Annotated in this window: 19 protein-coding genes; all 19 read right to left on the bottom strand. The window is 34.2% G+C overall.

The annotated features are described in order from the left end of the window. Position 1: 1 nt before the first annotated feature. Entirely contained in the window at positions 2 to 1,279 is a 1,278-nt protein-coding gene (murA, locus tag HMPREF0072_RS07595; protein ID WP_004828866.1) for a UDP-N-acetylglucosamine 1-carboxyvinyltransferase, read from the bottom strand. A gap of 9 nt (positions 1,280 to 1,288) precedes the next feature. Continuing rightward, positions 1,289 to 1,918, bottom strand: coding sequence for a uracil phosphoribosyltransferase (upp, locus tag HMPREF0072_RS07590; protein WP_004828865.1), 630 nt, complete (start codon positions 1,916 to 1,918; stop codon positions 1,289 to 1,291). An 11-nt stretch (positions 1,919 to 1,929) separates the two neighbouring features. Continuing rightward, positions 1,930 to 2,964 carry an L-threonylcarbamoyladenylate synthase gene (locus HMPREF0072_RS07585; protein WP_004828864.1) on the bottom strand — a complete coding sequence of 345 codons (1,035 nt, stop codon included), beginning with the start codon at positions 2,962 to 2,964 and terminating at the stop codon, positions 1,930 to 1,932. A 9-nt stretch (positions 2,965 to 2,973) separates the two neighbouring features. Continuing rightward, on the bottom strand, positions 2,974 to 3,903 hold the full coding sequence (locus HMPREF0072_RS07580) for a cation diffusion facilitator family transporter (RefSeq protein WP_004828863.1): 930 nt from the start codon (positions 3,901 to 3,903) through the stop codon (positions 2,974 to 2,976). After that, on the bottom strand, positions 3,904 to 4,980 hold the full coding sequence (prfA, locus tag HMPREF0072_RS07575; protein ID WP_004828862.1) for a peptide chain release factor 1: 1,077 nt from the start codon (positions 4,978 to 4,980) through the stop codon (positions 3,904 to 3,906). A 3-nt stretch (positions 4,981 to 4,983) separates the two neighbouring features. Next, a complete protein-coding gene (gene prmC, locus HMPREF0072_RS07570) occupies positions 4,984 to 5,778 on the bottom strand; it encodes a peptide chain release factor N(5)-glutamine methyltransferase (protein ID WP_004828861.1) in 795 nt (264 codons plus the stop codon). Positions 5,779 to 5,830: 52 nt separating this feature from the next. Beyond that, positions 5,831 to 6,034: a 50S ribosomal protein L31 gene (gene rpmE / locus HMPREF0072_RS07565; RefSeq protein WP_004828860.1), complete on the bottom strand. Its 204-nt coding sequence runs from the start codon at positions 6,032 to 6,034 to the stop codon at positions 5,831 to 5,833. A gap of 66 nt (positions 6,035 to 6,100) precedes the next feature. Continuing rightward, positions 6,101 to 7,408 carry a transcription termination factor Rho gene (rho, locus tag HMPREF0072_RS07560; RefSeq protein WP_004828859.1) on the bottom strand — a complete coding sequence of 436 codons (1,308 nt, stop codon included), beginning with the start codon at positions 7,406 to 7,408 and terminating at the stop codon, positions 6,101 to 6,103. A 46-nt stretch (positions 7,409 to 7,454) separates the two neighbouring features. Further along, entirely contained in the window at positions 7,455 to 8,318 is an 864-nt protein-coding gene (fba, locus tag HMPREF0072_RS07555) for a class II fructose-1,6-bisphosphate aldolase (RefSeq protein WP_004828858.1), read from the bottom strand. Between the two features lie 61 nt (positions 8,319 to 8,379). Continuing rightward, positions 8,380 to 10,092 (bottom strand): proline--tRNA ligase, encoded by a 1,713-nt coding sequence (locus HMPREF0072_RS07550; protein ID WP_039931236.1) that lies wholly within the window; start codon positions 10,090 to 10,092, stop codon positions 8,380 to 8,382. After that, the gene (locus tag HMPREF0072_RS07545) at positions 10,092 to 12,185 is read right to left on the bottom strand and encodes a Tex-like N-terminal domain-containing protein (RefSeq protein ID WP_004828856.1); all 2,094 of its coding nucleotides are present in this window, start codon (positions 12,183 to 12,185) and stop codon (positions 10,092 to 10,094) included. Before HMPREF0072_RS07545 ends, HMPREF0072_RS07550 begins: the two co-directional genes overlap by 1 nt. 7 nt (positions 12,186 to 12,192) lie before the next feature. Beyond that, positions 12,193 to 12,942, bottom strand: coding sequence for a TraX family protein (locus HMPREF0072_RS07540; RefSeq protein WP_004828855.1), 750 nt, complete (start codon positions 12,940 to 12,942; stop codon positions 12,193 to 12,195). Next, entirely contained in the window at positions 12,943 to 14,100 is a 1,158-nt protein-coding gene (locus HMPREF0072_RS07535) for a hypothetical protein (protein WP_004828854.1), read from the bottom strand. A gap of 438 nt (positions 14,101 to 14,538) precedes the next feature. Then, a complete protein-coding gene (gene fdxA, locus HMPREF0072_RS07530) occupies positions 14,539 to 14,712 on the bottom strand; it encodes a 4Fe-4S ferredoxin (RefSeq protein WP_004828853.1) in 174 nt (57 codons plus the stop codon). 123 nt (positions 14,713 to 14,835) lie between these two features. Then, positions 14,836 to 15,645: a PSP1 domain-containing protein gene (locus HMPREF0072_RS07525; protein ID WP_004828852.1), complete on the bottom strand. Its 810-nt coding sequence runs from the start codon at positions 15,643 to 15,645 to the stop codon at positions 14,836 to 14,838. Beyond that, a complete protein-coding gene (locus HMPREF0072_RS07520; protein ID WP_004828851.1) occupies positions 15,645 to 16,433 on the bottom strand; it encodes a DNA polymerase III subunit delta' in 789 nt (262 codons plus the stop codon). The genes HMPREF0072_RS07525 and HMPREF0072_RS07520 overlap by 1 nt, the downstream gene beginning before the upstream one ends. Then, a complete protein-coding gene (locus HMPREF0072_RS07515) occupies positions 16,430 to 16,759 on the bottom strand; it encodes a cyclic-di-AMP receptor (RefSeq protein WP_004828850.1) in 330 nt (109 codons plus the stop codon). The genes HMPREF0072_RS07520 and HMPREF0072_RS07515 overlap by 4 nt, the downstream gene beginning before the upstream one ends. Position 16,760: 1 nt before the next feature. After that, positions 16,761 to 17,384 (bottom strand): dTMP kinase, encoded by a 624-nt coding sequence (gene tmk / locus HMPREF0072_RS07510; RefSeq protein WP_004828849.1) that lies wholly within the window; start codon positions 17,382 to 17,384, stop codon positions 16,761 to 16,763. Between the two features lie 105 nt (positions 17,385 to 17,489). After that, a complete protein-coding gene (locus HMPREF0072_RS07505) occupies positions 17,490 to 18,140 on the bottom strand; it encodes a 50S ribosomal protein L25 (protein WP_004828848.1) in 651 nt (216 codons plus the stop codon). Between the last annotated feature and the right edge of the window lie 48 nt (positions 18,141 to 18,188).

Genomic DNA, 18,188 nt, shown 5'->3' with positions numbered 1-18,188 from the left:
ATTAATCTACCGTTACTCTCTTTATATCAGCGCCAAGCTTGGTCAATTTATCAACAAGGTTTGAATATCCCCTATCTATGTGATATATATCAAAGACTCTTGTTGTACCCTTAGCAACAAGACCTGCCATAACAAGGGCAGCGCCAGCTCTAAGGTCGGTTGCTCTTACATCTGCACCATGAAGTTGTTTAACTCCTGCTATAGTCGCCCTATTACCAGATGTAGCTATTACAGCTCCCATTTTCATAAGTTCTTCAACATGCATAAACCTATTTTCAAAAACAGTTTCTTGAATCCTACTTTCTCCCTCACAGACTGTCATAAGTGCCATGAATTGCGCTTGAGCATCTGTTGGAAAACCTGGATATGGGAGAGTTTGAATATTAGTTGACTTTAATCTTTTTGGAGCCTTGACAATTATCTTATCCTCATCCTCAATTTCTTCTACATCAACACCCATTTCTACAAGTTTTGCTATAACAGGTCTAATATGAGAACCGATAACATTATTTATTAGAACATCTCCCCTAGTCATAGCTGCAGCTGTCATATAGGTAGCTGCCTCTATCCTATCAGGGATAATAGTGTGGCGAGTACCAGTAAGTTTTTCTACACCTTCGATTACAATTGTAGATGTTCCTGCACCCTTAATATTTGCTCCCATCTTTGAAAGGAAAGATGCAAGATCGACTATCTCTGGTTCTTTTGCAGCATTTTCTAAGGTTGTCTTTCCCTTTGCTAGGCAAGCAGCCATCATTATATTTTGAGTAGCACCAACAGATGGAAAATCTAAGTATATCTCTGTGCCTACAAGACCATTCTTTGCAACGATTGCAATTTCATCATCATTTACAGTATTTACTGCTCCTAGGGCTTCGAATCCTTTTAAGTGGAGGTCTATTGGACGACTTCCAATATTACAACCTCCTGGTGCCTTGGTGTGAGCAGCATGAAATCTTGATAAAAGTGGACCCATAACTACAAAGGACGCTCTCATTTTATCCATTAATTCATAAGGTGTTTCGCAAGTGTTAATGCTTGCTGAATTAATACTTAAAGTATTTTGGTCAAGATATTTCACCTCACTACCCAAATGCTTTAAGACTTCCACCATTATTTCCACGTCCTTAAGCTCAGGAACCCCATCTAATATTATCTCTTCTGTACCTAAAACGCAGGCAGCAAGAATAGGAAGTGCTGAATTTTTCGCACCCGATATGCTCACCTCACCCTTGAGAGGTCCATTAGATTTAATAATTAAAATTTCTTTTTTCGCCATTTCTATTCCTTACTTAGTTCCAAACAATCTATCGCCAGCATCTCCTAGGCCTGGAACAATATAACCATTCTCATTTAATCTTTCATCTAGTTGAGAAATATAAATCTTAACATCTGGGTGCTTTTCTTCAAGTAGTTTAAAAGCTTCAGGAGCTGCTATAATTGACAATAATTTTATAGACTTGCATCCATATTCCTTTAACCTATCTATAGCATCGCATGCAGAACCACCTGTAGCAAGCATAGGATCAACAACTAGGATATCTCTATTTTCAACATCACTAGGAAGTTTACAATAATATTCTACTGGTTGAAGGGTTTCTTCATTTCTATACATACCAATATGACCAATTTTGGCTGCTGGCAAAACTTCAAGTACACCATCTACCATGCCAAGACCAGCTCTTAATATTGGAACTATACCAATCTTCTTACCTGTAAGCCTGTAGCCTGTTGTCTTTGCAACTGGTGTTTCTACATCATATTCTTCAAGCTCTAGATCTTTTGTTGCTTCATAGGCTAACATCATAGCTATTTCGGTTACCAAAGACCTAAATTCATTTGAGCCCGTGTTTTTATCTCTAAGAATTGAAATTTTATGTTTGATTACTGGATGGTCTAATACTGTTACGTTTTTCATATCTACTCCTATTATATAAAATTTACATCATTTGCTGCTGCTTTTTTCATCCTATTCATTATACTCTTACCCAAATGTTTTTCCTTAACACCTTCTGCAAGTATTAAATCAACTCCGAGTCTGTCCATTTCCCTCAAAGATGAAAATAAAACGTGACTCATAGTTGATAAATCTTTTCTTGATCCCAAGGAAATATAAGGATAAGAATTAAACTTCTCTTTATCTTCTTCAAATGCTAATATACCGACTTTTTTGCCATCAGACTTATATTTTTCAGCCTCGCTTAGTAAATGTGTAGGTACATCTTCTCCAATAAAAACCCTAAGTTTCGCCTTAGGCGCATAGTGCTTGTATTTTTGTCCAGGCGATTTCGGGATTTTTGATGAATCAACTAAACTATCATCAAGCCTCATGTCGCTGAGTATATCTTTTAGAAACTCATAGGTATAAAAACCTGGTCTTAGGATTATAGGTTCATCTCCTGATAAGTCAATAACAGTTGATTCAATACCTATATTTGATTCGCCACCATCTATTATTACTGGAATAATACCATCCATATCCTGGTAAACATCGCTTGCATTGGTAGGTGATGGTCTTCCGGAAATATTTGCAGACGGAGCTGCTATTGGTGTATCTGCTTCTGTAATTAAAGCTCTTGCTATTTGATCCGATGGAAACCTTATTGCCACAGTATCTCCTCCAGCTGTTACTGCATCTGGAATTGATTTTGACTTTTTAAAAATGAGTGTCATTGGTCCTGGCCAAAGTTCAAATAATTTCCTATGTTTATCGGTAATTTCCTCTACTAAATTATCTAACATAGATATATGGGAAATATGTAAGATAAGAGGATTATCGCTAGGCCTTCCCTTGGCCTTAAAGATTTTTCGACAAGCTTCATCATTTATTCCATCTGCACCAAGTCCGTAAACGGTTTCTGTTGGAAAGGCAACAAGCTGGCCACTTTTTATAAAATTTGCAGCTTTTTTTATAGCATCTGTATCAATATTTTCTCTGTCAATTTTTAAAATTTCAGTTTTCATTTAACCTTCTTAATCTACTATATTGTATGTTGGATCTGCATGAAGGGTAAGGATAACTCTAGTTTCTTTCCTAATCTTTTTTTCAATACGGTCTATTTCTTTGTGAAGTTCGGCAACTGTAAGGTTACCAGGAACTTCTACATGGCAAGACCCAGCTATATGCCCCTTCCCATATTGGTGAATATCTAGGTGGTGGAAACCTATTATATAGTCTCCACTTAAAAGAATATCTGATATTTTCTTTTCCACTTCTTCATCAATTCTTTCTCCCAGAAGGTATCTAACAGTTTCGTTAAATAAGTCTATGCCTGGTTTGGTTACGAAAAATGCTACCACAACCCCCATGGCTGCATCTAGGTTGAAATTAACATACCTTTGCAAGAAAACACCTAATATAATAGCAGTAGTAGAAATTATATCATTTCTAGCGTCAAGCAAAACTCCTAAATTTAAATCTGATTCTAAATCATTGTAGAGTTTTGAGTTTAGTAAATAAATGTATACCTTAAGCAATATGCCAGCGAAAAGTATGACAAAAGATAAAAGACTAAGTCCATTTGGATTTGGGTCATTAAAACTTTTTGCAGAATTAATAAATAAATTTATACCTACATATATAATCACTATAGATACTAAAAGCGCCATTATATATTCAACTCTTCCGTGACCGAAAGGATGTTCCTCGTCTGCTGGTTTTTTTGAAAAACTAGCACCAAATAGGGACATGATTGACACGACCGAATCTGAAAGGTTGTTAAAGGCATCATTTAAAATCGCTGTGGACCTAGTATATATTCCCAAAAATATTTTCGATAAGAATAGGAGAATATTCATACCTATCCCCATGATAGAAGATAGACTTATTAAATTGAGTCTAACATCAGGATTATCAATATTTTTATAATCTTTTACAAATTTTTTTGCTAAAAAATTAAACAATTATTCTTCCTTGCCTACTTTTTCAAGTTTTCTTGTTTGATCTTCCGCTATTAGAGAATTAATCATATCTTCTATATCTCCATTTAGAAAATCATCTAGCTGGTAAATTGTTTTATTGATTCTATGGTCGGTAATTCTTCCTTGTGGGAAGTTGTAGGTCCTAATTCTTTCAGACCTATCACCAGTTCCAACTTGGCTCTTTCTGTTGTCAGCTATTTCCTTATTTCTCTTTTGCTCTTCAAGTTCATATAGCCTTGCCCTAAGAACTCTCATAGCCTTTTCCTTATTTTTTATCTGACTTTTTTCATCTTGGATAGCTACTACAAGGCCTGTCGGAATATGGGTAAGTCTTACTGCTGAGTCTGTGGTATTTACAGACTGACCACCATTACCTGAAGACCTATAAACATCTGTCCTTATATCATTAGGATCTATGTGAAGCTCAACTTCATCAACTTCTGGTAGAACTGCAACAGTTGCAGTTGATGTATGGATTCTTCCACCAGACTCTGTCTCAGGCACCCTTTGAACCCTGTGCACTCCTGATTCATACTTTAACTTAGAATAAGCCCCCTCGCCTCTTACAACAAAGGTAGCATCTTTTATACCACCAACACCTTGGGTATTAACTTCTATTTCTTCTGTCTTAAAGCCAGCCTTATCAGCATACATGTTATACATCCTATAAAGATCACCTGCAAAAAGACCTGCCTCATCTCCACCAGCTCCTGGTCTAATTTCAACGATAACGTCTTTTTCATCATTAGGGTCTTTTGGGATAAGAAGAATTTGCATTTCATCCTTCAACACTTCTAATTTATCCTTATTTTCCTCAATCTCATCTTTTAGCATTTGGATCATATCTTGATCATCAGCTTCATTTATGAGCTCTTGGTTTTCAGCTATAGTATCTTCAGCATTTTTTATTTCTTCATATTTCTCAACGACAGGTTTTAAGGAATTATATTCCTTAGACACCTTCCTAAACTGATCCATGTCAGCTAAAACTGCTGGGTCAGCGAGTTTCGCTTCTAACTGTTTGTAATTTTCTCTAACATGTTCTAAATTTTCAAACATAATTTATCCTTTCTGTGCAATAATAAACCTATCAAAATCATTAAAATCTTTTATATTTTCTATATTCACAAAGCCTTGGTTTACTAGAAGCTTATTTAATATATCTTTTTGATTGTAACCTATCTCGAAAACAAGATGACCACCTTCACAAAGATAGGCACCTGCATTTTTTATAATTTCCCTATAAAAATCCAAACCATCTTCGCCCCCGTAGAGAGCTGATTTAGGCTCAAAATATAGTTCTTTTTCGAGAGATTCATAATCTTTTTTATCAATATAAGGCGGATTTGAAATAATCAAATCATAAGCTCCACTTATATCTTTAAACAAGTCAGATTTTATAAAATCGACATTTTTTGTTCCTGTAAAAACTTTATTTTCCCTTGCAAGACTTAGGGCCCTATCTTCAATATCAGAGCCAATAACAAAAGAATTTTCAATATTTTTTGCCAAGGCTAAGGCGATGGCACCTGTGCCAGTGCCTATATCTAAAATCTTTTCCTTTTTCATCGGGGATTTTATTAGGTAATCAACGATAATCTCTGTCTCAAATCTTGGTATCAAGGCTCTTTCGTCCACCTTCAATCTAAGATCATAAAACTCCCACTGGCCTATTGCATACTGGAGTGGATAAGAGACCTTTCTCTTATTTATTATATCATTTAATCGCTGATTTTGCTCGCTATTTAATTCTAAATTTTGATTCATCAGAATATAAGACTTGCTCTTGCCCAAAATATAAGTAAGGGCTATAAGGCTTGTATCATAATCTATTTTTAAAAAGTCTGATATTTTCATTATTTTACACAAAAATAAGGTAAGTTGCCTTACCTTATTATCTTTAATACTATTATTTTCTACCGTATTTCTTGTTAAATCTTTCTACCTTACCACCACGTTCAGCAGTTCTTTGTTTACCAGAGTAGAATGGGTGACAATTATTGCAAACTTCTACTTTGATTTCTTCTTCTGTTGAACCTACAGTAAACTCGTTGCCGCAAGACATGCAAGTTACTTTGGCTTGGTGATATTCTGGATGTAATTCTTTATTCATAATTCACCTCTATTTTCCATTTCAATAAGCAATATAAATTATACCAGCTGTGATATTAAAATCAAGTTATTTAAGTGATGAATTTACAAGTTCTACAAATTGTTTATTAGACTTAGTTCTTTTCATCCAGTCTATAAGCTCAACTATAGACTCGGTGTTGTTTAAATCAGATTTCCTAAGCTTATAAACAGCCTCCATCTCTTCGCTAGAAAGAAGAAGGTCATCACGTCTTGTAGATGATTTTTCGATATTTATTGCTGGGAAAATTCTCCTATTTGAAAGACGTCTATCAAGGTGAACTTCCATATTACCAGTTCCCTTAAATTCTTCAAATATCATATCATCCATCCTTGAGCCAGTGTCGACTAGGGCTGTGGCAAGTATTGTAAGTGATCCGCCATTTTCAATATTTCTTGCTGCGCCAAAAAATTGTTTAGGTCCAACTAGGGCGAGTGGGTCAAGACCACCTGAAAGGGTCCTGCCTGATTGAGGAGTCATAATATTGTAGGCCCTTGCAAGTCTTGTTAGAGAATCTAAAAGTATTACCACGTCTTTTTTCTCTTCTACAAATCTCTTGGCTCTTTCAAGAACCATTTCAGCAATGTCAATATGGTTTTGTGGTGGCATATCAAAGGTTGATGCGGCAACTTCTGTGCGCATTAAAACATTTTCCGGATCCCTATATTCATTTACAAATCTAATAAAATCTGTTACTTCTTCCGGTCTTTCATCTATTAAAAGGACAATTATCTTTAGGTCATCATAATTTTTTTCAAGTGACCTTTCTATATCCTTAATCAAAGTTGTCTTTCCTGCCTTAGGTTGAGATACAATCAGCCCCCTTTGACCACGACCTATAGGGCTTATTACATCGATAATCCTTCCTGAAATATTTTTAGGGTCAGTTTCAACACTTATCCTTTCATTTGGATAAATAGGTGTCAAATCTTCAAACAAGTCCCTATTGAACGCATCTGCTGGCTTAATTCCATTTACAGTCGATACAAAAATAAGAGGAGAAAATTTATCCTTGTCGTGTTTTTCTCTGGCTATTCCTTCAATAAAATCTCCAGTTTTTAACCTAAACATTTTTATTTGCTTAGGTGGCACATAAATATCATCATCACCTGATTCATAAAGTTGAGTTCTCAAAAAACCAAAGCCATCTGGTAGGATTTCAAGAATTCCATCACAATCAAATTTTGCACCAAGATCATTTTCTCTAGCTTCTTTGCTTTCTTCGTCCTTGTTTTTTTCTTCTTCTTCTATAAGTTTTATTAATTCGTCTTTTCTATATTTGCTAATAGAATCTATCCCAAGATTTTTAGCAATTTCTCTTAAGTCGACTAATTTTTTATCTTTTAAATTATCCATATTTTTGTACAATAAAGGGGCCCTTAAGCCCCCAATTAAATCTTTATTATTTAGCGCTATTTTCGCAACCGAACATGTCCATCTTCTCTTCTACTAAAGCTTGAACTGCATTTGTTCCTGGAAGAAGAAGTTTTCTTGGGTCAAAGCCCTTGCCTTGTTGGTCTTTTCCTTCTTCAATATATTCTCTGGTTGCCTTAGCAAAAGCGATTTGGCATTCTGTATTTACGTTAATTTTAGAAACGCCTAGGCTGATAGCTTTCTTGATTTGATCATCAGGAATACCTGTACCACCATGGAGTACTAATGGCATTTTTACTGCTTCAGAAATTTCTTTTAGTCTATCAAAGTTTAGACCTTGCCAATCAGCTGGATATACACCGTGGATGTTACCAATACCTGCTGCTAGGAAGTCAATTCCACAAGCTGCAAGATTTTTACATTCTTCAACGTCTGCAAGTTCACCAGCAGATGCTACACCGTCTTCTTCTCCACCGATGCCACCAACTTCACCTTCAACAGATATACCTTTTTCATGAGCAAGTCTTACGATTTCTTTTGTTTTTTCTAGGTTTTCTTCGATTGGGAAATGAGAACCATCAAACATTACAGAAGTATAACCTGCTTCGATACAAGCCTTTGCACCTTCATAAGTACCATGATCTAAGTGAATTGCAACTGGAACAGTGATTCCTAGTGCGTCATGTAGATTCTTTACAAGATTTGCAACAGTTTTGAAGCCACCCATGTATTTTGCTGCACCTTCACTTGATGAAATTATAACAGCAGTCTTTTTTGCTTCAGCAGCAAGTAGGATTGCCTTGGTCCATTCTAGGTTGTTGGTGTTGAAGTGTCCAATTGCATAGCCATTTTCATAGGCTAGGTCTAACATTTCTTTTGCATTAACTAACATATTATCTCCTCCGGGCAGTGCCCTATTTAATTCTATACTCTATATCATACCCATTCAGGGCTTAATCTTCCAAATCTTTTTGGATATTTTCGCAAACTAGGTTGATAGCTTCATTTGCATCTATATTTTTATTTTCCATTTCTGCCCTGGTTGAATATTCTACTATTGAATCCTTGGCATCTTTTCCAACTGTAATCCTATATGGAATACCAATTAGATCCCTATCATTAAATTTAACGCCTGGACGCTCTTTCCTATCATCAAGAACAACATCTATTCTTCTTGCCTTTAACTTTTTGTAAATATCCTCTGCAAGCTTAGCTTGATCTTCGTCATTTGGCTTAATTAAGGTAATAATGACTTCAAATGGAGCGACACTTGTTGGCCAGATAATGCCTTTATCATCATGATATTGCTCTACAATAGCTGATATTGACCTTGAAATACCTATACCATAAGAACCCATTTCAAAGTATTTAGAAACACCGTTTTGGTCTAAGAAAGTTGCATCTAAGGCTTTTGAGTATTTAGTTCCAAGTTGGAAAATATTTCCTACTTCAATACCTCTTGCAGATTTATAAGTTCCTGACCCATCAAAAGCTTGGTCGCCCTCTTTGGCTAAGATTAAATCTTCGGCTATTTCTCCTTCAAAGTCTCTGCCATAATTTGCATTTATATAATGATAGCCAGGCTTGTTGGCGCCCACTACCAGGTTATTTATCTTTGTTAGTGACTCGTCTACTATTACCCTAGCATCTTCTATACCGATTGGTCCAGTATAACCAGCTGGTGCCTTAGTATGTTTTTCAATTGTCTCATCATCAGCCATTTCAATTTCGTGCTCTGGGACTTGTAGATAAGATATAAGCTTTGCCATATTTAGTTCCCTATCACCTGGAATAAATACAAATACTGGCTCGCCTTGCACAATAAGGTCAATTGCCTTAGCACATCTTTTAGCCTCGGTATTTAAAAATGTTGATACATCTTCTATGGTCTTTTTGTCTGTAGTTTCTACAAGTTCGATATTTTTTAATTCTTCTTCAAGTGGGCTTATGAAAGATCTTGCTTTTTCGTCTGTGTAGGCTGAATTACTATTTTCTGTATAAAGAATTACTCCCTCACCAGATTCTGAAAGGGCAATAAATTCGTGAGATTTATGACCACCCATAGCACCTGTATCACCTTCAACAATTTTATAGTCAAGTTTCATCTTATCAAAGGCATACTCATAAGATTCCCACATATTCATATAGGCTTTCTCAAGACCTGCTTGGTCTTCATCAAAGGTGTAGGCATCTTTCATCAAGAAATCCCTAGACCTATTTATACCAAACCTTGGTCTCTTTTCGTCCCTAAACTTATCTACTATTTGGTAAAGATTTACTGGTAGTTGTTTATAAGAATTTAATTCATCTTTTATTAAGTCTACGAAAGCTTCTTCTGCTGTTGGTCCAAGGGCATATTCTCTTTCGTGCCTATCCTTTAATTTAAACATTTCAGGTCCAAAAGTCTCCCATCTGGTTGACTTATCCCAGATTTGTCTTGGTTGAAGGATTGAAGTAGCAACTTCAATAGCCCCATAGCTATCCATAGCATCTCTTACAATAGCTTCGATTTTATTTAAAACTTTTTTGCCAAGTGGCAAAAATGAATAAATACCAGATGCTTGTTGTCTAATAAAAGCACCTCTTACAAGTAATTTGTGACTAGCTGTTTCTGCATCAACCGGATCTTCTCTTAGGGTTGGCATATAATAGTTCGATAATCTCATTAATTTTCACTCCTCATTGAAAGACCAATTCTTTCTTTCTTCTTATCTATTTCTATAATTCTAACACTTACCACCTGTGAATTTGTTAATTCATCGTGTGGATTTTTTACAAACTTATCAGAAATTTCTGATACGTGGACCAGGCCGTCTATTCCAACTCCAATATCCACGAAGGCACCAAAATCAGTTATATTTCTGACCTTGCCCTTAAGGACCATTCCTACTTTTAGGTCGTCAATTCCCATTATTTCTTTCTTGGTTAGGACTTCTGGGTTATCTTCTCTAGGATCACGTCCTGGTTTTTTTAACTCAGCAATTATATCCTTTAAGGTAGGGATTCCTACTTCTAATTCTTCCGCAACTTTTTCTATATCTATTTTATCCAAATCCAAATCTTGAATCTTTTTTGCTATCTTATAGGACTCAGGATGTACCGCTGTATTGTCTAAGATTTCGGGCGATGATGGAAACCTTAGAAATCCTGCTGCAAGTTCGTAGGTTTTTTTGCCAAGGCCCTTAACATCTAACAAGTCCTTCCTATATACTAATTTGCCTTCTTTGAAATCTTCTTCGATTCTTTTAGCAAGATTTTGATTAAGTCCTGATACATATGATAGAAGTTTATAAGAAGCATTGTTTATTGCAACACCTACTTCATTTACAGCATCTTCTACAACCTTAGAAAGCTCTTCATCAAGCTTCTTGCTATCAAGATCGTGTTGATATTGACCAACGCCTATGTGTTTTGGCTCAATTTTTACAAGTTCAGCCATAGGATCTTGCAGGCGCCTTGCCATTGAAATTGCCCCTCTAATTGTTACATCAAGATCTGGAAATTCTTCTTCACCCAAACTTGATGCAGAATATACACTAGCACCAGCCTCATTAACTATGGCATAAGAAACTCCATCAACTTCCTTAATTAGCTTATCAACTACAAGCTCTGTTTCTCTAGAAGCTGTTGCATTTCCTAAAGCAATCAAGGTTACACCGTATTTTTTTATCAATGCTTTTAGTGTTGCTATAGCTTCCTTTTCTTTTTTGTGGGGTTCTACAGGATATATTACTGCTTGGTCTAAGTATTTTCCGTTTTTATCTACAACTGCCACCTTACAACCTGTCCTAAAACCTGGGTCAAGGCCCATAACTACCTGACCCTTTAACGGTCTTTGGAGCAAGTAAGGTTTTAAGTTGTTTCCAAAAACTCTTATCGACTCATCACTAGCTTCTTCTGTAAGTTTATTGCGAAGCTCTGTCGTAATTGATGGAACCATCAACCTCTTATAAGCATCATCTATAGTTAAGTTTACCAATTCTTTTTGGTAAGGGTTAAAATTCTTACCATCACTAACTAATTTGTAGATAAGGCTCTTGTTGTAGGCGTCTGAAAATTCTATTTTAACATTAAGTATATCTTCCTTTTCCGCCCTGTTAATAGCAAGAATCTGGAAAGACTTAAGATCTTTAAGTTTCTTAGAAAAATCATGGTAGGATTCGTACGAGCTATCCTCTTCTGCCTTAAGGCTTGTTATTAAAGATGCCCTTAAAAAACCATCGCGCCTAATAATATTTCTTGCATCAATTGTATTTGCAATATCTTCAGCAAGAATATCAAGAGATCTAGATATGACGTCCTTTTCATCCTCTAAACCTTCTTTTATGTAGGAAACCGCAGCTTGTAGCGCTTCATCTTCACTAGATATTTCTGTGAGAAGTTTGGTTAAAAATTCTTCCAAACCTAATTCTCTTGCTATGTCTGCCCTAGTCTTTCTCCTTGACTTGTATGGGGCATAGATATCCTCAAGGATGGTGAGAGAATTGCTAGCAAGAATTTCTTCCCTAAGTTCATCAGTCAATTGGCCTTTTTCGTCAATCAATTTGATAATCTCTTCTTGTCTTTTTTCTATATTGCGAAGTCTACCGAGATTTTTTTCAATTTCTCTTATCTCAACATCAGTTAGATTTCCTGTAACTTCCTTCCTGTATCTTGCTATAAAGGCTACAGTTGAGCCTTCATCAAGAAGTTTAATTACATTTTCGATTCTTTCTTCATTAATATTTAATTCTTTTGATAAAATTTCTATAATTTTCATAATTTCCTTAAAATAAAATAACTTTCAATAAGTAAATAACAAATAAGTGAGCTGGATAAAATCCATAAAAATACCATCTATTGTAGCTACCTCTTTTGCCATTATATAAAAGGATGAGAGGTATAGATAGGTAAACTATATAAGGAATTGTAAACTCCATCCCAGTAAAGTTTGCCTCAAAAGCAAAGCCAACAAAAATAGCTAGAGCAGTTAATAACCTGTTATCCTTGGCAAAATAAAGTAAAGCTATGGCGAAAATAACGTATGCATCATAGTCAGTCATAAACAATCTCGCAATAAACGATATAGCTAAAAATAATATGATACCACCACATAATTTCAAAGTATTATTAATGTCGCTAATTTGTATCCTCTCCCAAAAATATACCATCAAGGCTCCTAGAAAAAGGGAGAAAAAAACATTCTGACTATAGATATTAAAAAAACTATCGCTAAAAGCCAAGTCAAAGGGAATTTCTGAAATCAAAGCAAAAATGAAAAGTCTCTTTAGATATTTTTCCTTATTTTCACTTAGAATAATTCCTTGAACTACCATAAAGCAAAAAAGCGGCATGGCTATACGGCCTATGAGAGTGAAAAGATCAGCTAATTTTACACAGTCAAAACCATAAAGAAAACCAGACTGGGCAAGGTGACTTAAAAACATAGCCCCACAGGCTATAATTTTTAAATCTCCACTTGTAAAATGTTCTCGGCTAGTATGCCAAACATCTTTAAAATTTCGTTTATCAATCATCTAGTAATTCCCCTTGATAAAATTAATCTTATATCTAGGAAAATTCATAGAAATCTCTCTTCCAGTTTGACTTTTAGCGCCCTCTTTTTCCATATCTACTATTTGGCTCGGGTCAAAAAATACTAGCTTAAAATCTTCATTAAGCCTTGATATAATAGTAAGTTCAAATTTATAGACTTCTTTTTCTACCCCATATGCAATCAAAAGATCCATAAACCTACCATAGTCGTAATCATTGTAATCGTCAAAACTTAAGGTAATTTTATACTCATGATCCTCATCAACATGAAAATTCGCCTTCTTACTTGTATAAGAATGCTCATCTCCAGTTTTTAAATTAATTAAAGCAATCTTTGTAATATTTGGATTAGACTCCTCAACCAACTTAATCACGTCTTTATCAGTCAAGTCTTTCTCGATGTTTTTAAGCATTTTAATGTTTTTAACGTCTTTATTAATATCAGAAATAGAAATCGGACTAATTGTTTTTTTGTTAGTAGCCTTTTGAGTCTTGCTAATATTATTTGACTTACCATGATTTTTTAATTTTTTTCTTAATATTCTTCCATGATTAACGCTAGACTTGTCATCAGGATCATAGAGGTAGGCCTTAATATCTTCAAAATCCATATTATCATTAATTTTCAAACTTTCCTTTTCACTCAAGTATAGGTAGGTCGAATAAAGTGTCCTAAAGGCCATATACAAAAACGAAAGGCTTGTGAAAAGCGATATAATATTTTTTGGTATAAAAGAATTAAAGTTGATAACATTTATGATCAACATTATGAAAAATGGACGAATACCCGTAAAAGTCATGAAATTTTTAAGGCTTGACTGGTCTTCATCTTCATATTTTTTACTCGCCTTAACAAGCATTATTGTAACCCTAATTAAAAAATTAATAAAGCCTACAATATAAAGACCTGTTACCACCTTATAAGCTAAAGGAAACTGACTATAAATCCCAAAGGGTAGAGATCTTATTGTATAATCAACAAGAAAGGTGGTTGCCAATAAAAATAAACCTGACTTCCTAAAAGTTTTTGAGATAATAAAGAATAAAAATAAAACCACAAAAACTACCATAGCGTAACCTATGATTGGGTCATTTAATATTAAATTGTAAATTTGATTTATTAATATTTCTATATCCATAACATCTCCATTATATAATTATATCAAATTCCTTGATTTTAACAATGTTAATTTAATATATTTTAACTAGCAACCAATAGAAAAAACTCTTAACCTAACTTATAGATTAAGAGATATTTTATATAATTAAGGTTTTATTTTACATCAATCCTATATATTTTTTCAAGATTAATTTGTTTAATAATTAGGTCTTTAAAATAAATTTATCATCAATTGCTATGGATTTAGATAAAAAAGTTATCTTCTACTTTTATATCCTCAATCACTATAGCTAACCTCTTGACCCTAGACCTTAATAGATAATCACTGAAGTTATCTTCTTTTCTAGCAAATCAATTTGTTCATTTTCTTCACCATTTAGATTCTTTTTTCTAAACTTATTAAAAATCACAAAATAAAAAGACTCCCAAGGGGAGCCTTTGTCTTTATGTAATTAAATTATTCTTGGTCGATTGCTTCTACTGGGCAAACTGCTGAGCATGAACCACAATCTATACAAGCATTAGCATCTATTTCATAAGCTGCATCGCCTTGAGAAATTGCTCCTACTGGGCATTCACCTTCGCATGAACCACAAGAAATACATGTATTTTCATCTATTTTATATGCCATAATTTCCTCCTATAATTGTTATATGATTAGTATACAACTGTATGCAGCTTTTGTCAAACATTTTTATAGTTTTATACTTAATTACGGCAAATAATGATTATTTATACAAATTAATAATGATTATCAATTACATTTGACTAAGTCAGATGCCTTATAGTATTCCTCAATCTCTACATCATCTTCTGTCTTAACCCTAACCTTGCAGGCTTCTTTTACAAAATCATTTGTAAGTACGATTCCTACCCCATCTACAGTTTCCACTCTCGTTCCAGGTTTTGGCATATATTTTTTGGCCCTAAGATAGTTATCTTCCTCGAAAGATAGGCAACACATCAGCCTTCCACAAACACCAGAAATCTTTGCAGGATCCAAGGTAATGCCTTGATCTTTTGCCATTTTTATTGATAAGGGCGAAAAGTCTGTCATAAACCTAGAACAACAAGACTTCTGTCCGCAAGTACCATGAAAGCCTTTAAGTTTTGCGTGATCTCTAACACCAATTTGTCTTAATTCTATCCTATTTTTAAAAATTGAGGCTAAGTCCTTAACAAGCGACCTAAAATCAACCCTATTATCAGCAGTGAAATAAAAAGTGATCTTTGACCTATCAAAACTATATTCACTGTCAACTATTTTCATTTGTAATTTATACGAATAGGCTTTCTCTTGAGCAATTTTTATCGCTTCATTCGCATCTTCTAAATTTAGCCTGTATGTTTCTAAATCTATTTCTGTAGCCTTTCTTATAACTGGTGAAAGAGTTTTATCAAACTTTTTTTCATCTATTTCTATATTAGCAAGGGCTACTTCTGCTAGCTCCAAACCGTTTGAGCTTTCAACTATCACCCTATCCTTAAAATTCAGAATTAAATTGTTGGCGGAAAAATAATAAATCTTGCCCGCCCCTTTAAATCTTATTCCAACAACGTTCATTAACTATGCCTACCTTCTCTATATATGTTCAAAAATATATTATCAACACTCAATTCGAAATTTACATTATTCTTGAAAGACCCATATATCTGTTCAAATTTTGCTAGGAGCTTCTCAATTTTAGTCAGGTCTAACTTGCTAAGGTTTTCGATATTATAAGCATAAGTCGAATTACCAAGCTTATCTAAATATTTATTATCAACAATGTCAGACAATATTTTTATCAAAGCCTCCATAAAACTAGCCTTGTCTTCCTTAAAATTTAGCAAAAAATCCCTCTCCTTATAAAAGGTAGATAAGTCACCGTCATAAACTTTGGCGAAAATTTCAGACAACCTGTCCATATCAACATTAAGGTTTGTATTTACTGTGTTTAGTGAAATAAGCTGACATCTTGACCTTATAGTTGGGATGATCTTCCCCCTATTATCGACAGTAAAGATTATAAGACTATAGGATTTTAATTCTTCAAGGCTTTTTAGCATAGCATTGGACGCTTCTTGCCTTAAATTTTGAGCATTTTGAATAATATAGATTTTAATTTTATTATTAATCGGTCTTATTACCATGTCTTTGATAAGACTTCTAATAGTGCCGATGTCGATTATATCCTTATCTATTATTTCTAAATCTGGATTTATATCTATGTTTCCTGTAAATCCATAAGATGCAAATACTTTCTTCGCAAAGTCTTTTGCATATTCGAGGTTATAAGCTAGGTCCTCTCCTTCAATTATATAAGCATTAGATAAGCTATTATTTTTTAGCTGATTATCTAATATACTCATAGTTGTATATATCGTTCTACATCAATTATAAAAATAGTAGCCCCACCCACACTTATTTCTATAGGTACTGTTGAGCTTATTAGCGAACTTTCGCCAGTTGGATTTATAATTGTTGTGGTTGTATTTCTCTTCTTGCAATTTTTTTCAATTAAGGCTAGAGCATCATCAAGTTTAGCTTCTTCAACACCTATCAAAAGTGTAGTGTTTCCCTTCTTTAAGAAACCACCTGAGGTAGATAACTTGGTTATCCTGTACCCTTCTTCAGTAAGAGCATCAATTAAAAAATTCACATCTGCATCTTGTACTATAGCAACCAATAACTTCATCTCAATCCTCCAATAATTGGTATATAATGTTTATTACATCTTCTGTCAAATCTTCTATAGATTTTCTTGCATCTACCTTTTTGATTTCGTCTTTATAAAGATCTGCCATCTTCATATAGCCATCAAATATAGTTTTATGAAAAGAAAAATCTTCATTTTCTAACCTATCTGGTGAAAAATTGGCTCTTTTCCTCTCAAGTGCTGTTTTATAATCTATATTAAAAAATAAAGTCAAATCGGGTTTAAGTCCGCCTGTAGCAAAATCATTTATTGTTTTGATATTGTCAACTCCCAAGGCTCTGCCTAGACCTTGGTATAAAAGAGATGACATCACAAACCTATCGCAAATAACAATCTTGCCTTCCTTAAGGTCTGGGGTTATTTTTTCTGCTACAAGTTGGGCCCTAGATGATGCAAACAAAAGCGCTTCTGTCTTGGCATCCATCATGTAATTATCGTTATCTATTATTATAGACCTTATCTTTTCTGAAATGGATGTGCCACCCGGCTCCCTATAATAAGAAATTGAATAATCTTTATTTTCTAGTAACTCTTTAACTTTTTTTATTATTGTGGTTTTTCCAGACCCATCTGGTCCTTCAAAAACTATAAATTTTCCATTCATAATATCATTATACTATAAAGTTGCAAATTAAGTCTAGCTATTAGTAAGTTTAAAATAAGCAATAAAAAAACCATTGTCCTCATATAAGACCAATGGCTTTAAATATTATTCTGCGTCTTCTTCGTCTGCTTCAGTTTCGTTAACTGTTGGTACATCTGCTGCACTTGCTGCTTCAGCATCTTCATCAACAACTACTTCTTCAGAAACTTCTTGTAATGAGCAAACAACTTCATCTTCTTCTACAAGTATTGTGATGTTTTCGTTTGATGCTATGTCAAGATCTGCTACAGTTTTATTATCACCGATTTGTAACTCTTTAACATCAATTTCAGCTGTTTGTGGGATGTATTTTGGTAGACATTCTACTTCTACATTTTCAAGATTTTGTACTAGTACTCCATTAACTTCATTCATGTCATCTCTGTTAAGTAGAACTACTGGTACAGTAACTCTGATAGGTTGGTTTTGATCAATTGCTTGGAAATCAACATGTAAAAATTGGTTTTTATATGGATGGCTAGCGAATTCCTTTATAAGAACTTCCTTGCCCTCACCGTTGATGTCTAAAGTAATAATAGTAGATGTTCCAGCTTGTCTAAGTACTTTTTCAAAATCTCTAGCTGTAAATTGAACATTTACATTTTCTTGATTTTTAGCATAGATAACTCCTGGGATAAGTTCGTTTTTTCTAATTTTTTTAACTTGGTTTTTACCAGTAGCTTCTCTTTTTTCTGCTTGTAAAACTATTTTAGCCATTTTGCCTCCTTATTTATTCATACTTGCTAATTATACCTCATCCATGCC

It is taken from the genome of Anaerococcus lactolyticus ATCC 51172, from assembly GCF_000156575.1.
GTDB lineage: Bacteria > Bacillota > Clostridia > Tissierellales > Peptoniphilaceae > Anaerococcus > Anaerococcus lactolyticus.
The sequence above is the reverse complement of the archived record's forward strand: the minus strand, read 5'-3'. Positions and strand labels throughout refer to the sequence as shown.

What these genes read in the sequence shown, in the direction of transcription:
- prfA (WP_004828862.1), bottom strand. Translation starts at nt 4,980, where the DNA reads ATGTTTGAAAATTTAGAACATGTTAGAGAAAATTACAAACAGTTAGAA.
- upp (WP_004828865.1), bottom strand. Translation starts at nt 1,918, where the DNA reads ATGAAAAACGTAACAGTATTAGACCATCCAGTAATCAAACATAAAATT.
- HMPREF0072_RS07520 (WP_004828851.1), bottom strand. Translation starts at nt 16,433, where the DNA reads ATGAGTATATTAGATAATCAGCTAAAAAATAATAGCTTATCTAATGCT.
- murA (WP_004828866.1), bottom strand. Translation starts at nt 1,279, where the DNA reads ATGGCGAAAAAAGAAATTTTAATTATTAAATCTAATGGACCTCTCAAG.
- HMPREF0072_RS07585 (WP_004828864.1), bottom strand. Translation starts at nt 2,964, where the DNA reads ATGAAAACTGAAATTTTAAAAATTGACAGAGAAAATATTGATACAGAT.
- HMPREF0072_RS07540 (WP_004828855.1), bottom strand. Translation starts at nt 12,942, where the DNA reads ATGATTGATAAACGAAATTTTAAAGATGTTTGGCATACTAGCCGAGAA.
- fdxA (WP_004828853.1), bottom strand. Translation starts at nt 14,712, where the DNA reads ATGGCATATAAAATAGATGAAAATACATGTATTTCTTGTGGTTCATGC.
- prmC (WP_004828861.1), bottom strand. Translation starts at nt 5,778, where the DNA reads ATGAAAATATCAGACTTTTTAAAAATAGATTATGATACAAGCCTTATA.
- HMPREF0072_RS07545 (WP_004828856.1), bottom strand. Translation starts at nt 12,185, where the DNA reads ATGAAAATTATAGAAATTTTATCAAAAGAATTAAATATTAATGAAGAA.
- rpmE (WP_004828860.1), bottom strand. Translation starts at nt 6,034, where the DNA reads ATGAATAAAGAATTACATCCAGAATATCACCAAGCCAAAGTAACTTGC.
- HMPREF0072_RS07525 (WP_004828852.1), bottom strand. Translation starts at nt 15,645, where the DNA reads ATGAACGTTGTTGGAATAAGATTTAAAGGGGCGGGCAAGATTTATTAT.
- tmk (WP_004828849.1), bottom strand. Translation starts at nt 17,384, where the DNA reads ATGAATGGAAAATTTATAGTTTTTGAAGGACCAGATGGGTCTGGAAAA.
- rho (WP_004828859.1), bottom strand. Translation starts at nt 7,408, where the DNA reads ATGGATAATTTAAAAGATAAAAAATTAGTCGACTTAAGAGAAATTGCT.
- HMPREF0072_RS07535 (WP_004828854.1), bottom strand. Translation starts at nt 14,100, where the DNA reads ATGGATATAGAAATATTAATAAATCAAATTTACAATTTAATATTAAAT.
- HMPREF0072_RS07515 (WP_004828850.1), bottom strand. Translation starts at nt 16,759, where the DNA reads ATGAAGTTATTGGTTGCTATAGTACAAGATGCAGATGTGAATTTTTTA.
- HMPREF0072_RS07505 (WP_004828848.1), bottom strand. Translation starts at nt 18,140, where the DNA reads ATGGCTAAAATAGTTTTACAAGCAGAAAAAAGAGAAGCTACTGGTAAA.
- fba (WP_004828858.1), bottom strand. Translation starts at nt 8,318, where the DNA reads ATGTTAGTTAATGCAAAAGAAATGTTAGACCTAGCCTATGAAAATGGC.
- HMPREF0072_RS07550 (WP_039931236.1), bottom strand. Translation starts at nt 10,092, where the DNA reads ATGAGATTATCGAACTATTATATGCCAACCCTAAGAGAAGATCCGGTT.